An 18,420-nucleotide genomic window follows, 5' to 3' on the forward strand; every position below is an offset into this window, starting at 1 on the left:
CATAAAAGAGCGGGCCAAAATCATACGGTTTTCTTAAGCTTCATTATATTAATCGTCGCTATCGTCTTTATCGTCTTGTTTGGCGGCCATAGCCAGTACGGGTTTACCAATCACCCTAAAGCTGCCTTCGCCTTTTAAGATAGATGCCAGCTGCAGTTTATCCTGCATGGTTTTGATGGCCTGAGCGAGTTCTTTGTCGTATTTAAAATTGGCTTCGTAACGGCCTTTTTCGTAGAGGTAGCGCGATACGATTTCGTTCTCCAATACCTGTTTTATTTCTGTTTTATGCAGCATCAGGTCGTTCTTTTTGGCGGCAACCATTTTGGCCCTGAGGCCGTCGTATTCCGTTTGTATCTCGGGGAATTGTTTTTCGCGCGTTGCTTCTATCTTCAGCTGGTCCAGAATCCTTTCCGAAGCTGTATTATACGTGTAGTTTTTCCCCGCCAGGAATTTGGTAAAATCGAGGTACTCGGCATCGCTCAAGTTAAATGCGCGTGGGTTGCCAATTTGGGGGTGCGCGTTGCGGTATTGGGTAGCATAATCAAAAATCAGCAATTTGTTTACCAGCGTTTGGGTAATGTTGGCAAACCTATCCTGCTTCACAAAAATATCCGGGTAAACGCCGCCGCCATCGAATACCGAGCGGCCGTTCTTGGTTTTGAATTCGTGCATCAATGAGTCGGCCACCTTAAGTACGCTTCCATCATCTTTTCGGTGGGTATAATCGAGCGCCTGCACACAGCGGCCCGAAGGCACAAAATATTTGGCAATAGTAATCTTAACCAGGCTATTATACGGGAGGCTAAACGTTTGCTGCACCAGGCCCTTGCCATAGCTGCGCTGGCCGATGATGATGGCCCTATCCAGATCTTGCAAGGCCCCGGCTACTATTTCTGATGCCGATGCCGAACGGCTGTTAACCAATACCACCAGCGGCAGGTTGGGTTCCAGCGGGGTAGCTACCGTATTATAGGTAAAGTTCTTTTCTTTTATCTTGCCTTTTTGCGATACCACGGTTACATCCTTGGCTACGAACAGGTTTACTATTTTGACTGCCTCCTGCAATATGCCGCCGCCGTTGGAGCGCAAATCGAGTATGACACCGTTAGGGTTGTTCTTTTTTAATGCGGTAAGCGCGTCGGTAACTTCCTGTGCCGAATTCTCAAGGAATTTATTGAGCTTGATATAGCCCATATTGCCACCAACCATGCCCGAGTAAACTACATTGGGTTGTTTTATCTCGTCGCGGAGAAGGTTTTTTACGACGGCGGGCTCGCCGTCGCGTTTCATCAGCAAGCGTATTTCCGCACCTTTGCTGCCTTTAAGCAGCAGGCTCACCTGGTCGTTGTTTTTGGCGGTAAGGTCGATGTCGTTTATCTTCATCATCTGGTCGCCCGGGCGTATATCTGCCTTTTGCGCGGGAAAGCCGGCAAACACATCGGCCACGTAAACTTTGCCGTCGCGGGCAAAAATGCTGGCACCAATGCCGCCGTACTGCGTGCTTACATAGTGCAGCTTATATTCTTCTATCTCAGACTCCGGCACGAATTCGGTGTAAGGATCCAGGCCATCAAGCATGGCATCCACACCGGTTTTAACCAATTTAGAGGAGTTTATCTCGTCTACATAGTTAATGTTAACTTCTTTATAAACCGCCGCAAAAACATCCAGGTTCTTGGTTATCTGAAAAAGGTCGTCGTTAAAGCCCCATGCAACAACGGCAACGGCCAACACGCCCGCAAAAAATGCAGGCTTCCTGTAATTCCTCTTCTTCGGTTGGTTATCGTTCATCTGCTGCCGGTGATCAAATATAAAGCTACAAAAAGCAATGCAGCTTTTTGTGTAATTAACTCATTTTAAAGGCGGTTATTATCAATATTCACCAAAGCTTTTTTAAGGGTGAATACTACATAAGCCCTATCGCGGTTTACCAGGTGCATTAAACGGGTAATCAGGCTGTCTTCCTGCCCTTCGGCGTATTGCAATTGCTCATCGGTAAGGTGGTTGTACTTGCGCTGCACCTTTATTTTTATACGCGACCAATCTTTGTTGTTTATCGTAATTTCTGCCATAAAACAATTTTATTTCAGCAAAAATATAAAAAATACGCTGTAGCCCACGTTTAATACCGGGCTTATAGTTAAACTTTTACCTGTAGCCCACATCTAACCGTTTTATTAACCAAACGGGGTAACCGGCGTGCATCTGCATAAACAACAAGAGCCGTCGGCTGTTATACCCTCGTTAAAAACAAACCGACAAATGAAAAAGTTATTTTTAAGCATTGCTATTATCACCGCTGCGGCCTTTAGTGCCAAAGCGCAATTTTCGCTGGGCATAAAGGGCGGCGTAAATTTTTCCAAAATCAACACCGATAACGTAAGCGAATCTACCAAAACCGGGTACCAGGCGGGCATATTCGCCCGGTTTGGCTCCAGCCTTTACCTGCAGCCCGAGCTTTATTTAGGCAGCAGCGGTGGCAAGTTTGCTTTCCAAACCAACAACAACACCGTTACTACCGAAGGCAAGGTAAAATTCACCACCCTTAGCCTACCTTTATTGATAGGTAAAGGTTTTGGAGGCGATAATTTGAACTTCAGGATTATGGCCGGACCTGTTTACAGCTATGTGCTGGATAAAAACGATAACTTCTCCAGCGCGGTAAACTCGGCCTATGCCGATTTTGGCGACTATAAGAAGAGTACACTGGGTTTCCAGGCTGGTGCCGGGGTTGATATCGGGCATATCACAGCCGATTTCCGTTACGAGGGCGGCCTCACCAAAATCAACGAGAATTTTGGCCAGCGCCAAAACCTATGGGCGCTTAGCATAGGTTTTAAATTGTTTTAAGCAAATAACTTAAAAGCTTGAAGGGATCCCGGTGCGCAGCCGGGATTTTTTGTGCGGTATATACCCATCATCACTAACGAAACGGGTAAATTATTGACGATGATTTTTTAAAGCGATTTCCCAGGCTTAGTTTACCGGCAAGGCAAGTTTGTTCGTAATGCAGGTTAATGGGACATTCGGCGCCATCTTGCTTACAAAGCAAAACGCTTCGCGCGGGTTTTATTTAAAAGCACAAACCTGCCAGTAAAGAACCGCGTATAACTACCCGATTTGAAAATATATTGTTGTTTTAGGCAACACGCTGTGTATTTTTACTTTACACATCTATCCAATATGGACAACACTTTATCAAAAATTGAGGCCCCGGTTACCGTTTGCACGGGCGAATATTTGGATAAGCTGCTCAACAGCCCCCATAATTCGTCGGCCATGGATACCGAGTTACAGAAGATAAACGCACATTTTGTGCATGACGAGAACCTGATAGTTAGGGTTATCGCGTTTATGGGCATAGCCTGCGTGTTGTTGGCTGTGGCGTGCCTGGTATTCCTGCCGGGCGCAGCATTCCGTTAAGTACTTGCACTCTCTCAGTACCCGCCATATACCTAAATTATTGATTGCAAAAACCTCGGGCCCAACCCGAGGTTTTTTGTGCGATTACCCGTACGGGTTTTCTACGTTAATTTCTCTATAAAGAAATCGATGGTGCGTTTCCAGGCAAGCTCGGCTGCAGTTTTATCATAGCGCGGGGTGGTGTCGTTATGAAAGCCGTGGTTTACGTTTTCGTATATAAAGGCCTGGTACTTTTTGTTGTTCTCTTTCAGGGCGGCCTCATAAGCCGGCCATCCGCCTGTAATTCGGGTATCCAGCGATGCATAGTGCAGCATCAGCGGCGCGTTTATTTTAGGCACATCGGCCGCAGTGGGCTGTGAGCCGTAAAAAGGCACGGATGCAGCTAAGGCTGGTACACGCACCGCCATCATATTGCATATACCCCCTCCATAGCAAAAGCCAACTACGCCCACCTTGCCATTGCAGTCGGGATGGGTTTTGAGGTATTCGTATGCAGCTATAAAATCTTCCTCCATTTCGCCTTTATCGCGTTTCCCTTGCAATTCGCGCCCGGCATCGTCGTTACCGGGGTAGCCGCCAAGCGGGGTAAGCGCATCTGGTGCCAGGGATACGAAGCCGGCAAGCGCGGCGCGGCGGCCAACATCTTCTATGTAAGGATTAAGGCCGCGGTTTTCGTGCACGACAATGATGCCGCCCAGCTTCTTTTTGGCATCGATGGGTTTGGATAAGAGCCCTTTTATAGTGCCGCCACCTTTCGGCGAAGTATAGTTGATGTAGCCCGATTTTAAACGAGGGTCATCGGCCTTTATTTGTATGTTGCCCTTATAATCGGGCATCAGAAAGCTCAGTAGCGCGGGCACAGTTAGGCCGCCCACTGCATAAAGCGATAATTTTTGGACGAAGGCGCGGCGATCCAGTCGGTTGTGCGCATAATCGTCATACAGGTCAAACACTTCCTGCTTAACGTCTTCTTTATTGATGTGGCTCATGGCAATTGGTTTTATCAAATTTAGTTATTCGATGCAATGGCTTGCTAACCAATTGGTAACAGTGTCGTTACTGTAAATGTTTTTCGAGGCGGGAGATGCTTATTGGTTATTTTAACACAGAGGCCGCAAAGGGAGGAACACAGAGGGACACAGAGCCAAATCGTATGTCGAGTGGGCGCTCATGTAATGTCGCTGTCTTGATTCCTGATTCTTAACTCTTGATTCTAAAAGCGGCTAGTTCTTCTTATCCCCATCTGTGATGGTTTTGATAAGGCTGCCCCATGCAAGCGGGTTAAGCAGCGGGTTGGTAATAGAGTGGGAGTTTACGATGTTGGTATGCATTTGCCCGGCGTTTGCGGCTTGTATCTCCTGGCCATCGCGCGGCAGGGTGGTGGTAAGCGCGGCCAAAGATGCACGGCTGATGTTTTTGCGGGCAATCTCCAGGTCATCGTCGGCCAGTTTGGCGGTAACAAAATCGCGGCGGAACTCATCGGTAGTTGCCCATGGGAACACGCGGAAAACCGGCAGGTTGGTGATCTGCGGCTTTATTTTTATTTGCGTAGTATAGCTTTTACTGGGCAGGTTGGTTGGGATAACCACCTGCAGCGGCGCATAGCCAACCGCGCTAAAGGTGAGGGTATCCTGCTCATGCACCACAAACGAGAAATAGCCATTATAGCTGGCCACGGTTGTGGCGTTACGGTAGCTGTTGTTGGTAATGGTTACGTAAGGCACCACCACACCGGCGCTATCGGCATTGTGTATAACGCCGGTAAATTGCACCAAAGGTTTTTCCTTTTGGGCAAATGCCGAAAGCGATACAAACATCAATAATATGCCAACTAGCTTCTTCATTATATCAGGGCTGCAAAACTACGCTATTTGCCTGTAATATACAGCAATTTAACAATTCTTAACACTACCTCAAATTCTCGGGCAGAACGGCATTCGGGTCGTCTATATCCGTTAGGTTTACAGCCTCTACGGCGGTAATTTCGGGTACGGCTTTTTTAATGGCCTGCTCAATACCAGCCTTAAGCGTCATGATGCTCATAGGGCACGAGCCGCAAGAGCCTAACAGCTTCAATTTAACAACATTTTCAGGCGTTATCTCTTCCACAGAAACGTTACCGCCATCGGCCTCCAAATACGGGCGGATGGTATCTAACGCTGCCTCTACCTGATCAATTAAACTCATTTTGATGATTTATACGTAAAGTTATTAATTATATTTCAATATACAAGTAAGCAGCCCTCAAGTGAACAATGCCCACTCCCTGCATTTTTTTAATCCTTGTTCCACTTTGAAGAGTGGAACACCATTTTTTTGCAAAAAATATCTTACGGGCTGATTGATAATGCTTTACGAAAAACAGGTGGAACAAATTGGAACATCCCCACGCTTTAAATAAATGCCATAACATACTAGCTAATAAACCCTTAAGAAAAAGCCATTTTTCGCGTTTTTAAGGATGGAACACTTTTTTGTAAAGACACAGGAACAAGCTTTCGACTTAATTCCCTACAGCCCCGGCTTTAACTGCATTCGCTATAGAAACCTGCTGCGCCACGCGGCGGGCCATTTCCATAAAGGCAATACTCATGCCGCCGTCGTCTTCCAGTACGATGGGTTTGCCCGCATCGCCGCTATCGCTTATGCCCTTTATCAACGGTATCTCGCCTAAAAACGGCACATCCAATGTTTGTGCCAGCTTTTGGCCGCCTCCTTTACCGAAGATATAATACTTGTTATCCGGCAGTTCGGCAGGGGTAAAGTAGCTCATATTTTCTACTACACCCAAAATAGGCACGTTGATAGCCGGCATCATAAACATGCCAATCCCTTTCTTCGCGTCGGCCAGGGCCACGTTTTGCGGGGTGGTCACAATAACCGCACCCGTAACCGGGAAGCTTTGGGTAACGGTAATATGTATATCACCGGTACCCGGTGGCAAATCTATTACCAGGTAATCCAGTTCGCCCCAGTCGGCATCGTTAAATAATTGCTTTACCGCTGTAGATACCATTGGCCCGCGCCAGGGCACGGGCTGGTTAGGGTCGGTGAAAAAGCCTATCGATAGCAGCTTGATGCCGTATTTTTCTATTGGTTCTATGCGGGTTTTGCCGTCCACGTTGCTGGCCATGGGCCTGGCACCTTCCAGGCCGAACATGATAGGGATAGAGGGGCCATATATATCGGCATCTATCAGGCCAACTTTCGCACCAGTCTTGGCCAATGCCAGCGCCAGGTTTACCGATACGGTAGATTTGCCTACGCCGCCTTTGCCCGATGCTACCGCAATAATATTCTTTACGCCCGGTACGCCGGTATTGCGCTGCGAGGTTACCCGCGAGGTCATATTAATACTTACTTCGATATCCTTGCTGATGAAATGCTTAATAGCGTTGCGGCAGGCGTTCTCTATCAGTGCTTTGAGCGGGCAGGCCGGGGTAGTCAATATCACCGAGAAGCTCAGCTTGTGGCCATCGATAACGATATCTTGTATCATGTTGAGGGTAACCAGGTCCTTTTTAAGGTCGGGTTCCTCTACATTGCTAAGTGCTTGTAAAACTTGTTGTTGGGTAATTTCCATATGCTTGAAGGCGCAAAAGTACGAAAACAGGGCATGCGCCGGGGTTGTTAAGAAAAAACAATTTGCCGCAACAAAGCGTTGCAAGGCATCATATTTAGTTTAGTTTTGAAAATAATTTTGTCAAATGCGCCGAATCAATCCTAAATATCTCCGTATAGCAGGCATCGTTGTTGCAGTTATCGTAGTTATTGCGCTTATAGCCGGCACCATTGCCTATTTTAAACGCGAGGCAATCCTGCAGTCGGTTATCAGCAAAGCTAAATCAAAAGCCAAGAGAGATTATAATTTAGATGTAAAAATAGGCTCGGCCCATTTCACAGGCCTTGCAACCGTTGCTTTTACGGATATTTCGGTAGTACCCTATCAACGCGACAGCCTGCTATCCGTTAAGAAATTCGAAGTTAGCGTAAAAATCCTCCCGATGCTTTTCGGCAACATCAAACTGGGCGATGTGGTACTGCAAAACGGGCACCTCAACTTCACCAATATTAAAGGGGTAAAAAACTTCGATTTCCTTTTCAAGAAGAAGAAAGACAGCACGCAAACCAGCCATAAACTTAACCTGGCCGAATTATCAGACAATCTCATTAACCAGGTACTGTACAAAATACCCGATAACCTGTCGCTCAATAATTTCCTGGTTTCGGCAACAGATGATAGCACGCGCATCACTATGCTGGCTAAATCGGCCCTTATCAACGATGGCAAGCTTGCGTCCACCATTTTAGTGAACGACGGCATCGCCACCTCTACCTGGCATTTCGATGGCAAGATGCACCCTTCTGACAAGGACATAGACGTGCGCCTGTATGCCGACGGCAAAAAGGTTGAGTTGCCCGTGTTGCAGAAAAAGTTCCACGTGCGCCTCAACTTCGATACCCTTACTACCAAGTTAAGCAGGGTGGAGAGTAACGATGGCGAAACCCAGATATTTACGTCCTGCGCAGTGCGTAACCTGCTGGTGAACCACGCCGGGCTTTCGCTTAAGGATATCATCGTGCCTTCGGGTTCTATCGATGCCAATATCTTCGTGGGTGCCAATTACCTTTCGCTGGATAGTTCATCGGTTATCCACCTCAAAAAGATAACCGCGAGGCCTTTCCTCAAATACACGCTGAACCCGGTTAAGATATACGAGATGAAGATAAACACCGGCTGGCTCAACGCGCAGGACCTGTTCGATTCGTTCCCTACCGGCTTGTTCGAGTCTATGGAAGGCATGCAGGTAGCCGGCCGATTGAATTATAGCCTCAATTTCTTCATGAACTCGCAGCATATCGATGATTTACTGTTCGATTCGCGGCTGGACAACGACAACTTCAAAATCGTAAAGTTTGGCAAAACCGATTTCAACAAGCTTAACAAAACATTCGTTTACACGCCGTACGAATATGGCAAGCCGATGGCACCGCATACCATCGGGCCCGAAAACCCGGAGTTTACGCCATTGGAGGAAATATCGCCCGATGTGCGCAACGCGGTAATGACGGCGGAGGACCCATCCTTTTACCGAAACAGGGGGTTCGTAGACGAGTCGATCCGCAAATCCTTAGCTACCGATTTCAAGACCAAGAAATTCACCCGCGGCGGCAGCACCATATCCATGCAGCTGATCAAAAACGCTTTCCTGGTGCGGAGCAAGACACTTTCGCGCAAAATAGAGGAGATACTGATTGTTTGGATAATAGAAAACACCCGGTTGATGAGCAAGAACCGCATGCTGGAGGTGTACTTCAATATTATTGAGTGGGGCCGTAACATCTATGGCATTGGCGAGGCTTCACATTATTATTTCGGCAAGGCACCATCAGAACTTACGCTGGGTGAGAGTATCTTTTTGGCCAGCATCGTTCCCAACCCTAAAGCCGGGCTTTACGCTTTCCAGCCCGATGGCTCTTTAAGGCCGGGCCTGCATGGCTATTTTAACCTCATAGGCCGACTGATGGCCGGCAAAGGGCTTACGGAGCGAGATACTAATGCCTACGGCTTCTACAGTGTGCGCCTGAAAGAAAGCCTGCGCCGCGAAATGCCGACTGATACCGCTGTAGTGGATAGCCTGATAAAACAGGCCGACGAAAACACGGATGTTGGCGTAGGCATACCCGCACCGGAATTGGAAGAAAAGCGACCTACTTTTATCCAGCGCCTGTTCGGTAAAAAGGATACTACGCAGGCCGCCAAGGTGGAGGAACGGATAAAAGAGACCAACGACATGATCAAGGCCCGCATCAAACTGGAAATTGAGCAGATGAAAGCCGATTATAAAAACCGGATGAACAACGTAGATACCACCGGTCGCACCAATAAAGAGGTGAAGGAAGAGAAAAAGCGGCTGAAACAGGAGATGAAGGACAAGGAAAAGGAAATGCGAAGCCACCTGCCGTAATCATGAAGGCATCAGTTTTTTGCTATAGCGAAGCAACCCAAACGTCATCCTGAACTTGTTTCAGGACCCCCATAAGACAGGTCGGCGGCACTCAAAGTACCTTAGCATGATGACGACTTTATGATGGGGTGTTGAAATAAATTCAACATGATGGCTGGTTTATAGCCACCCAAAATACATTATCTACTATTTAAGTAGTATTTACTTATGCATGACGAATATAAATGTTTAAACACGCAATTTTGTGTCAACAAAACATTTAGAACATCATGTCATTAACAGATAAATTAAAATGGCGTTACGCCACCAAAAAATTCGATACAAAAAAGAAACTTTCGGCAGAACAATTAGACTACCTGCTGGAAGCCATACAGCTGGCCCCATCATCTATCGGCTTGCAGCATTATAAAGTACTGGTAGTAGAAAACCCCGAAGTGCGTGCTAACCTGCGCGAAGCCGCCTACGGCCAGCCACAGCTTACCGATGCTTCACAAATCATCGTATTCGCCGCCGAAACCGGTATTGATGAAGCCTACGGCAAAAGCTTCATAGACCTCGTAGCTGCAACACGCAACATACCCCGCGAGAGCCTTGCCGGCTTAGAGGGCATGGTGCTTGGCGCGATAGCTAACCGCACGCCCGAGCAACGCCTGCTTTGGGCACAAAAACAAGCATACATCGCTTTAGGCGTATTGGTTGCAGCAGCCGCAGCAGAAGGTATTGATGCCGGCGCTATGGAAGGTTTCGACCCTGCAAAATTCGATGAGATACTGGGCCTGAAGGCAAAAGGCTTGACTGCAACCGTAATAGCCGCAGTAGGCTTCCGCGCGGAAGACGACCCCTTCAGCAAATTGGTAAAAGTGCGCAGGCCGAAAAGCGAGTTGTTCATACACATATAAAGACTGAGGATAAGGGAGGTTTCTCCCTTGAGTGTTGCGTGATGAGGCGCGGAGGGAATACCTCCGTGCCTTTTTTATTGTGCTGTAAGCCAATGGCCCGCTTGTAAAATTACGCTTACACAGGCCGTAATCTGCCTGAATTTTACAAAATTAGCGGTTAAACTTTTTACTGATCTTATGACTGTATCTCTCCATCTCCGCCGGGCGCTGTTGGTTGCGCTGGCCGTATCGGCATTATCCGCGCAAGCGCAAAAAAAGCAGCTTACTACCGGGCAAATGCTCAAGAACGAGCCTAATAAAATTATCACCGCACTGCCTAACATCACCGGCTGGGCCGATGATAGCCATTACATAAAAGGCGCAGCCCGTGGTCGTGGTGGCAATGGTGGCAGCAGCGTTTCGGTTGATGTACTTACCGGTACCGAAACGCCTTATACGCCGCCCGTTACCAACATGACGGTGAGCGTGCACGATAAAGATATTTACCTGAAACAGGTAGACGGCACCGAAAGCCGCCTCACTAAAACGAGCGACGAGGAACAAAACCCAAGCCTTTCTCCTGATAACAGCAAGGTAGCTTATACCTTCGGCGGCAACCTGTACATCCTTGATGTGGCCAGCGGCAAATCGGAAAGGATCACGAACGATGGTACCGATGTTATCTACAACGGTTATGCCTCCTGGGTGTATTATGAGGAAATATTAGGTCGCTCTTCGCGCTACAAGGCTTTCTGGTGGTCGCCCGACAGCAAGACTTTGGCCTGGATGCACTTCGACGATACGCAGGTACCCATGTTCCCGCTATACAATTCCGAAGGGCAGCATGGCTTTACAGAACTGACTCGCTACCCAGAGCCGGGCGACCCGAACCCTAAAGTGAAGCTGGCCTTTTACAATGTCCCCGCCAACAAAATTACCTGGGCCGATTTCAACGAGAACGACGATACGTACCTGGGCACGCCTATCTGGTCGCCCGATGGCACCGAGCTTTGGATGCAGTGGATGAACCGCGACCAGAACGACCTGAAATTATATGCCGTTACCCCGGCAACCGGCGCCAAAAAAGAAATTTACGACGAGAAGCAGAAAACCTGGATAAGCTGGTTTAAGGATGTCAACTTTTTGAAGAACAACCAGGGCTTCATCGTGATGAGCGATAAGAGCGGCTGGATGCATATTTACTGGTACGGTATGGATGGTAAGCTGAAACAGCAGATAACCACCGGCGATTACACGGTTACCGGTATCCAGTACATTGATGAAAAAAACAAGCAGGTTTATTTTACAGCCCGTAAGGAGAACAGCGCGCGGGTAGATCTGTATAAAACAGGCTTCAACGGCAAGGGCTTTACCCGCCTAACCGCCGGAGAGTTTAACCACTCGGTATCCATGTCGCCACAGGGGACTTATTTTACAGATACTTACTCCAACGTGGCAACTCCGGCAAAAACGGCAGTTTATGATGCCAAAGGCAAACTGATAAAAGAGATAGGCGATAGCAAAGGGCCTGAATATGGCGACTACGATTTGGCTACGACCAAACTTATACGCGTGAAAACGGCCGATGGCTTCGATTTGCCGATGACCATTATGCTGCCATTGAACTACGACCCTAATAAAAAATATCCTGTGATGATCAGCATCTACGGCGGGCCAAACGCAGGCACCGTTATGGACACCTGGCGCTTTAGCGGCATGGCGCAATGGTGGGCCAAAGAAGGCATGATACAAGTGGCTATGGACCACCGCGCATCGGGTCATTTTGGCAAGGTTGGCCAGAATTATATGTATAAAGACCTGGGCAAATGGGAAATGGCCGATTATATAGAGATGGTGAAATACTTGCGCACCCTTAGCTATGTAGATCCAACCAAAATGTGCATCACCGGCGGCAGCTACGGCGGCTATATTACCGCTTATGCATTAACCTACGGTGCAGATTACTTTACCCACGGCATTGCCAACTTCGGCGTAATGGACTGGAGCCTTTACGATAGCCATTACACCGAGCGTTACATGGGCACACCCAAAAACAATCCCGAAGGCTACAAACGCAGCTCGGTTTTAACTTATACCAATAAACTGAAAGGCGTTTTACGCATAGTACACGGTACAATGGATGATAACGTGCACGCCCAAAACAGCATCCAACTGATAAGCAAACTGCAGGACGAAGGCAAGCATTTTGAATTTATGCTCTACCCCGGCCAACGCCACGGTTTCCGCGACCCGCTGAAGGCCGCGCATCAAACCATGGAAACGAACCGGTTTATCTATCAATATTTACTGATGAAGCCGTTACCGGCGGAGTTGGCAGCCAAGTAGGAGACTACGAGTTCCCTATTTAGAAAGGGCGGACGGCGTTTGGCTGTCCGCCCTTTTGCATTAATTATCGGTGCTAAGCCAGTACTACTTCCGCTAATTCCCTCCCAAACCGCAAGATTATTCGCCGCGAGCGTTCAATGTTTCAAACGCTGCAGCAGAATTAGAGAAGAAACCCTTGTAAAAATCGGCGGTTCCGCCTACGTGTATCTCAAAAATATCGTTTTCCAGGCTTTCAAGCAGTTCAGCCGCAACTTGTGATGCCGGTATGCCGTTTTCGCCGCCTATTTCCTTGGAGAAATCGGTATTTACCAGCGGGGGCATCAGTTCGAATACTTTTACGGTGCTACCGGCCTTTTGTAACGCATACCTTAACGATTGGGTATAGGCATGCAAAGCCGCCTTGCTTGCCGAATAGGTTGGGATTACGTAATGCGGTGCAAGGCCCAGAATGGAGCTGACGTTTACAATTGCCGCCTCGGGCTGTGCCGATAAGGTAGGCAGCAGTTTATCGGTAAGGCGCAATATGGCGGTATAGTTGGTCAGTATTTCGGCACTTGCTTTTTCGTAGCTATCTGCCTCTGTAGCCAGGTTGTAGTAAAAGGCTTGCCCTGCGTTGTTTACGACCACATCAAGGGTGGGGTAGTTAGCAGCGAGGTAGGCAACCAAGCCGGCGGTATCTTCGGCACTGGTAATATCGAAGGCGAAAGTGTCTACGCGATTCAGTTTTTCGGCGGCTTCTTTAAGCCTTGCTTCGCTGCGGCCGGTGATGATTACTTTATTCCCCGTTTCGCTTAATTGTTTTGCGATTTCCAAGCCGATACCCGAGCCTCCGCCGGTTACCAGTACTGTTTTATTGATCAGTTTCATGATGTTATTTGTTTGTTGGTTATGTATTGATATTTTATTTAATGATCGGATATGATTACCCCCGGCACGGGCTTTTTGGCATTCAAAACGAAAAGCAGCAGCGGGAGCGCCAGTACGAATAGCGCGCCGATGAGCAGGTAGCTATCCAGGTAGCTCATCAGTGTTGATTGTTTTACTACGGTGAGGTCAAGCAGTTTCATGGCCCTCTGTTTGGCTTCCTGCAGGCCCATGCCATGGCTTTGAAAGTTGGCCACGTACCTGTTCAGCCGTTCTGTAACGATGCTGTTGGTGGCGGTGATATGGGTAATGAGGTCTACCCGATGCGACGCGATACGCTGGAACGAATAGGTATTGATGATAGAGATACCGAACGAGCCGCCTAGCTGGCGCATCATGTTGTTGAGTGCCGCGCCTTGCGGCACGTCCTTAGCATCCAGCGAAGAAATAGCCAGCGCGGTTAGCGGTACGGTTAAAAATGCCAACCCCAGTGCACGGAAAACAAGCGTAAAAGTTATTTCTGACGCAGGCGATTCCAGCGTTATCTGGACCATGCGCCAGTTAAAGTAGATGAAGCAGAGAAATCCCACCGCGATGATAGCCACCGCAGGCACGCCCTTTTGCAAAAGCGTCCCGGATACCATCAGGCCTATGATGGCCAGTATTGCCCCGGGCAGCAAAAGCAGCCCCGTTTGCGAAGGGGTAAAGCCCAATAAGCGCTGCGCCACCACGGGTGTTAAGAATACGGAAGTAAACATGCCTATGCCTGTAACAAAGGTGAGGATGGCCGCGATGCTCAAAGTTTTGCTTTTCAGCACGCGGAGGTTTACTACCGGATGCGGGGTTTTCAGTTCCCAAAGCACGAATGCCGTTAAAGCGATTATGGCTATCACCGTAAACCAAATAATGTAATTGGTTTCGAACCAATCTTCCGTTTCGCCGCGCTCCAGCACGGTTTGCAGGGTGCTTACCCCAATGGCCAGCAACGCGATGCCCGTCCAGTCGATGCTTTTAACGACGACCTTAATAGGTGCCTCGGTAAGCAGGAAGTAACAAGATACCGCGGCAGCTATGCCTATGGGAATGTTGATATAGAATATCCATGGCCAGGAGATTTGCTCGGTAATAAAACCACCAAGGGTTGGCCCGATGGTTGGCCCCAGGAACACGCCCACGCCGAATAATGCGCTAGCCACACCTTGTTTTTCTTTAGGGAACAGCTCGAATACTACCGCCTGCGATACCGAGAGCAGTGCGCCACCACCAAGGCCCTGTAAAAAGCGGAACAGCACCAGTACCCACAAACTGCTTGCCTGGCCGCACATGAGCGAACAGAAGGTAAACAGGATAATGGAGCCGATATAATAGTTGCGGCGACCCAGCTTGGCGGTGAGGAAGCTGGTCATGGGGATGATGATTACGTTGGCTATGGCATAGGAGGTGATAACCCAGGAAGTATCTTCCAGCGTGGAACCCAGGTTGCCGCTCATGTACGATAGGGCTACGTTCACTATTGAGGTATCTATCAGTTCCATTATCGCGGCAAGGATAACGGTGAAGATGAGTAGTTTTCTTTTTAAGGGCGACATATTATTATACCAATTGGTATTTTTTATTTGATGTGAAATCCTATTTTAAACGGGCACTTATGCTTTGTTTTGATGGCGCAATATTACACTATAAAAAATACCGATCGGTATTTTTTATGTCAAATTTTTTAGACGCGTATCATTTTGATCAGCAGCTCGGCGGTCTTCATTATCTGGTTCAGATTACCCTGGCTGTCAGTCACTTTTGCAATCATGATGCCGCCCTCTATCAGCGCGATGAGCGAAAGGGCGATTCGCGAGTCGTCTACATCGTATTTGAATTCTTTAGCTGCGATGCCTTCTTTGATCAGTTCCTGTATCCGCTCTTTCCAATCGAGTACGGCTTTGGCGGCGCGTTCTTTTAACAGCGGATTGGTGTCGTCGGCCTCTATGGCGGTATTTAAAATGGGGCAGCCTCCTTTTGGGAAGTAGTTGGTGCGGGTAAAATGGTCGTAAACCTTCACGTAAACCATCAATTTCTCATAATAGGTGCTTGCCTGCGCTATTTGCTGCTTTATTACGGCCCTTACCCTGGCATGGTTATGGTCGAAAACGGCGAGGGCCACATCTTCCTTATTTTCGAAATTGCCGTAGATGCTGCCCTTGGTCAGGCGGGTGGCATCGGTAATATCAGACATGGAGGTACCCGCATACCCCTTCGTATTAAACACATCCGCAGTAGTTTCGATAATGAACTGCCGGGTTTTTTCTGCTTTGGATAATTTGCTTTCCATATTGCAAATATACCAATTGGTATGATAATAAATGTGCAGATTTCAGATGTGCCTAATCCAGAGAAGCTACTTGTGGTTTTTGTTCCAGCCTATTTTCAGTTTGCCTTCTTCCTCATGTGCGCGTATGTGCAACACGATGCCTTTGAACCGTTTCTTTTTCAGTTCTTCCTTATCGGTTATCTGCGCGTCGTTTTTGGGATTGCGTAGGGGTACGTCCAGCGCAATATCGGTACCGTTGGTTAAGCCGTACACGCCGGCCACATCCATATTGAGCACGCTCGAGCTGATCTCCATAGGGTTGATGATAATCTTGTCGCCCATCAAATCGAAATCGGCATCGAGTGCCGATAGCGTAATGTTATCCAAATCGCGGAAGGGGAAGGCAAATTTGCCAACGCTCTTTATCGGCTTAAAATTCAATAGCGCGCCGTCCTTCAAATTAAGCAGCACCTTGCCTCTTATAGAATGCTTTACGATATCGCCGGTATTGGTGATAGAGCCCACGGTGCTTGTCCTTGCAGAAAGGTAGCCCTTCAGGTTTTCGCTGGTCAAATCCGTCAACCCGAAATTATCGAACGCATAGAAGAACTTGCTTACGTTTACGTTGCTTATGGTGGTAGCAACTATAAAATCGTTCACTTTTTGCTTCTGCACCAGGTTGCCGGTCAGTTTTAGCGAGCCATCAGCTGTTTTCAGGCTAGCCTGGTTTATACGGATGCCATCTTCTGATAACAGCAAATCGGCGGTTACATTGGTGGCCAAAAATTTGCGGTAGTGCAGTTCGTTTATCCGCATATGCATATCGGCCCTTGCGCTGTTCAGTACGGTAGCCAGCTGTTCTACTACGTTACCGCTGTTGCGGCGTTTAACCGCCGCCGCCGATTGTTTTGTGCTGTTTAGGAAGCCAATGAACTCCGCCAGATAAATTTGCGGACTGGTAACCTGCCAGTCGATCAATATTTTTTCAGGCGCGCTGTAGTAAAGGTTAAGGAAATTCTTTACCTGTCCTTCCATGCGTACGATGCTTTTTCCGCTTTGCAGGCGGATGTTATTCAGCAGCAGATCGTTTCCTATAAAATTCATAGATATAGAGGAGTTGCTGAGGTTAAGGTTCCGCGGGATGTAGCTGATGCTGACATCTTTTAGGTTGATAGTGCCCTGTACTATGGGCTTATTTAGTTTCAGGTTAACGACATCGGCTTTGTAGCGTAGGTTCATGTCGGCCGTGCCTTTGGTAAATTTGGCCACTTTGCTGCCCAGCAAATAGTTGAAGTTGGTGACGGGGAAATTCGCTTTAAAGTTTCCGGTTGCTATGGGTACCTCCAGGTTGGCAACACTGCCCGTATCAATGGTAAAAGGCAAATGGCTATAACTACCCTTAAATTTTGCCAGCCGGATGATGGAATTGGCATCAGTGAAACCTTTGCCTTTGATATTTTCATTGGTGAAAACGGCATTGAAATTACAATCATCTATCACGGCACCAGGAATAGTAAGGCGATTATTACCAACTATGGCAGAAACATAAAAGTAAGGGTCGCCACCGCCAAAGCTGCCCGATATGAGGGCTTTCACGCCTATGGGATTATCCAGGTTGAAACGGTTTAACACCTTTTGGATATTAGGCGCGAGTAGCGCCGATGCCCTGCGCCAAAGCAATTTATCGTTTGCCAAATGGAAGGCAAAGCTATCATCGCCTTTGCCCGTAACAAACAGGGCGTTCAGGCCAAATACATCGCCGCCTATATCGAAATTATTTGATTTTACTGAAATCTTCCCGGTTTTCTCGTTAAAGCCGGCCTCCAAATCAGTTTGTATCTGCTTGTTTTTGATGAAGCTGCCGCGTTTGGTATTAAAGGCAAGGCTTTTTGCCAACACGTTCAAATGCACGGCGGCGTGCCAGCCGGTATCGGGGTAGTTCATTTTACCGTTGAGCTGGTCCACCGTAAAGTTGAACAGCTTGTTTGCCTTTTGGTTGTTGATGGTGAAGTTTACGTTGGCAAGGCTGAACTTTTTTAATTGGGTTGACGAATTGCCCTCATTAGCCTCTGTTTTGATGCTGTCTTTTTTGTTCTTTTTGAAAACCGCCGTATTGCTGTAGCCCGTGCTATCGGTGTACAAATCTATAGATGCGTTGTTGATGGCGATATTATTGATGCTGATAGCGCCCCTGAATAACGCCGCAGTATTTACCGATACATTGAAATTTTTCGACTCCAGTAAAGTATGATGGTGCCTGGCGAACTGCCTGTCGCGGATTACCACGTCCTTCAATGCCAGCGACACATCCGGGAAGTTGCTGAAGAACGACGGCTTGATATCGCCTACGGTAAGGGTGCCATCCAAATTCTCGTTGAGTTTTTTGATGACCTGCGCCAGCACCTTCTCTTTGTTGTTGGCCACGTAAATGGTTATCCCCACTGCTGTCACGATGAACAGCAGTATCAAAGCTCCCAGTATCTTCAATAAAATTTTTAACCACTTAGGCATTGCACAATATTTAAGTAACAAAGGTTATCGGCCTCTTTTGTTTTGATTTAGGCGATGGTAACCAACATATTACGTATATATAGCATAACTAACCGGAATGTCACTCCATAAAACAAAAAAGGCCGCC

15 protein-coding genes are annotated in these 18,420 nt (G+C 47.8%); 5 read left to right on the forward strand and 10 right to left on the reverse strand.

Annotated elements, in window-relative coordinates; all coding sequences use genetic code 11:
* Window positions 1-48: 48 nt before the first annotated feature.
* Complete coding sequence (locus tag AC1DXC_RS01530; protein ID WP_477457359.1) at window positions 49-1,791, reverse strand: S41 family peptidase; 1,743 nt, start codon at window positions 1,789-1,791, stop codon at window positions 49-51.
* 65 nt (window positions 1,792-1,856) lie between these two features.
* Window positions 1,857-2,072 (reverse strand): hypothetical protein, encoded by a 216-nt coding sequence (locus AC1DXC_RS01535; protein ID WP_477457360.1) that lies wholly within the window; start codon window positions 2,070-2,072, stop codon window positions 1,857-1,859.
* A 190-nt stretch (window positions 2,073-2,262) separates the two neighbouring features.
* Here AC1DXC_RS01535 and AC1DXC_RS01540 point away from each other — a divergent pair, with 190 nt between their 5' ends.
* Window positions 2,263-2,850 (forward strand): porin family protein, encoded by a 588-nt coding sequence (locus AC1DXC_RS01540; protein WP_477457361.1) that lies wholly within the window; start codon window positions 2,263-2,265, stop codon window positions 2,848-2,850.
* 333 nt (window positions 2,851-3,183) lie between these two features.
* On the forward strand, window positions 3,184-3,423 hold the full coding sequence (locus tag AC1DXC_RS01545) for a hypothetical protein (protein ID WP_477457362.1): 240 nt from the start codon (window positions 3,184-3,186) through the stop codon (window positions 3,421-3,423).
* A 101-nt stretch (window positions 3,424-3,524) separates the two neighbouring features.
* Here the strand turns inward: AC1DXC_RS01545 and AC1DXC_RS01550 are convergent, their stop codons facing one another.
* The 4 genes from AC1DXC_RS01550 to AC1DXC_RS01565 all read right to left on the reverse strand — a co-directional run bounded on the left by AC1DXC_RS01550 (window position 3,525) and on the right by AC1DXC_RS01565 (window position 7,006).
* Entirely contained in the window at window positions 3,525-4,412 is an 888-nt protein-coding gene (locus AC1DXC_RS01550) for a dienelactone hydrolase family protein (RefSeq protein ID WP_477457363.1), read from the reverse strand.
* A 234-nt stretch (window positions 4,413-4,646) separates the two neighbouring features.
* Window positions 4,647-5,267 (reverse strand): hypothetical protein, encoded by a 621-nt coding sequence (locus AC1DXC_RS01555; protein ID WP_477457364.1) that lies wholly within the window; start codon window positions 5,265-5,267, stop codon window positions 4,647-4,649.
* 64 nt (window positions 5,268-5,331) lie between these two features.
* Window positions 5,332-5,610, reverse strand: coding sequence for a NifU family protein (locus tag AC1DXC_RS01560; protein ID WP_133234163.1), 279 nt, complete (start codon window positions 5,608-5,610; stop codon window positions 5,332-5,334).
* A gap of 316 nt (window positions 5,611-5,926) precedes the next feature.
* Complete coding sequence (locus tag AC1DXC_RS01565) at window positions 5,927-7,006, reverse strand: Mrp/NBP35 family ATP-binding protein (RefSeq protein WP_477457365.1); 1,080 nt, start codon at window positions 7,004-7,006, stop codon at window positions 5,927-5,929.
* A 124-nt stretch (window positions 7,007-7,130) separates the two neighbouring features.
* Between AC1DXC_RS01565 and AC1DXC_RS01570 the strand changes: the two genes are divergently transcribed.
* The 3 genes from AC1DXC_RS01570 (at window position 7,131) to AC1DXC_RS01580 (ending at window position 12,616) form a co-directional block, all read left to right on the forward strand.
* Window positions 7,131-9,392, forward strand: coding sequence for a transglycosylase domain-containing protein (locus tag AC1DXC_RS01570; protein ID WP_477457366.1), 2,262 nt, complete (start codon window positions 7,131-7,133; stop codon window positions 9,390-9,392).
* Between the two features lie 269 nt (window positions 9,393-9,661).
* Window positions 9,662-10,291: a nitroreductase family protein gene (locus tag AC1DXC_RS01575; protein ID WP_477457367.1), complete on the forward strand. Its 630-nt coding sequence runs from the start codon at window positions 9,662-9,664 to the stop codon at window positions 10,289-10,291.
* A gap of 177 nt (window positions 10,292-10,468) precedes the next feature.
* Window positions 10,469-12,616 (forward strand): S9 family peptidase, encoded by a 2,148-nt coding sequence (locus AC1DXC_RS01580; RefSeq protein ID WP_477457368.1) that lies wholly within the window; start codon window positions 10,469-10,471, stop codon window positions 12,614-12,616.
* A gap of 117 nt (window positions 12,617-12,733) precedes the next feature.
* Here AC1DXC_RS01580 and AC1DXC_RS01585 read toward each other — a convergent pair whose 3' ends face one another.
* The 4 genes from AC1DXC_RS01585 to AC1DXC_RS01600 all read right to left on the reverse strand — a co-directional run bounded on the left by AC1DXC_RS01585 (window position 12,734) and on the right by AC1DXC_RS01600 (window position 18,293).
* The gene (locus tag AC1DXC_RS01585) at window positions 12,734-13,483 is read right to left on the reverse strand and encodes an SDR family oxidoreductase (RefSeq protein WP_477457369.1); all 750 of its coding nucleotides are present in this window, start codon (window positions 13,481-13,483) and stop codon (window positions 12,734-12,736) included.
* Window positions 13,484-13,521: 38 nt separating this feature from the next.
* Window positions 13,522-15,069 carry a DHA2 family efflux MFS transporter permease subunit gene (locus AC1DXC_RS01590; protein ID WP_477457370.1) on the reverse strand — a complete coding sequence of 516 codons (1,548 nt, stop codon included), beginning with the start codon at window positions 15,067-15,069 and terminating at the stop codon, window positions 13,522-13,524.
* A gap of 128 nt (window positions 15,070-15,197) precedes the next feature.
* Window positions 15,198-15,803 carry a TetR/AcrR family transcriptional regulator gene (locus AC1DXC_RS01595; protein WP_477457371.1) on the reverse strand — a complete coding sequence of 202 codons (606 nt, stop codon included), beginning with the start codon at window positions 15,801-15,803 and terminating at the stop codon, window positions 15,198-15,200.
* 66 nt (window positions 15,804-15,869) lie between these two features.
* Window positions 15,870-18,293: an AsmA family protein gene (locus AC1DXC_RS01600; RefSeq protein WP_477457372.1), complete on the reverse strand. Its 2,424-nt coding sequence runs from the start codon at window positions 18,291-18,293 to the stop codon at window positions 15,870-15,872.
* Between the last annotated feature and the right edge of the window lie 127 nt (window positions 18,294-18,420).

This window comes from Mucilaginibacter sp. P2_D11, from assembly GCF_056404435.1.